Annotated in this window: 1 protein-coding gene; it reads right to left on the bottom strand. The window is 73.4% G+C overall.

Annotated features, from left to right (window positions below; all coding sequences use genetic code 11):
• Positions 1 to 68: 68 nt before the first annotated feature.
• Positions 69 to 278, bottom strand: a 210-nt coding sequence (locus QWY29_RS20345; RefSeq protein WP_300963045.1) for a hypothetical protein, incomplete at its 5' end; no start/stop codon positions are given.

The following is a 278-nucleotide window of genomic DNA, read 5'->3' as shown; positions in this document are numbered from 1 at the left end:
CGAGGTGCACCCGGCGCCCGACTTCGGCTTCTCCTCCACCCCGCGCCGGCCCTCGGTGACCTCGGTGGTCACGACCGTCGAGGTGCCGTGATCCGGCCCAGCCGCAGCATCGCCAGCGCCCCCAGAGCCGGGCCCGGTGCCAGCAACCAGCAGGCCCAGCGCCAGCCCACCTCGTCGGCCAGCAGCGGCAGCAGCTGGATGGTCACCACCGAGAGCGTGAAGCCGATCGCGGTCTGCACGCTCAGCGCGGTGCCGACGTAGCGCTGGTCGGTGCTCTC

Origin of the sequence: Nocardioides abyssi, from assembly GCF_030412915.1 — a bacterium.
Taxonomy (GTDB): Bacteria; Actinomycetota; Actinomycetes; order Propionibacteriales; family Nocardioidaceae; genus Nocardioides; species Nocardioides abyssi.
Note: the sequence above shows the minus strand (reverse complement) of the source record. Positions and strands in the feature narration are given on the sequence as shown.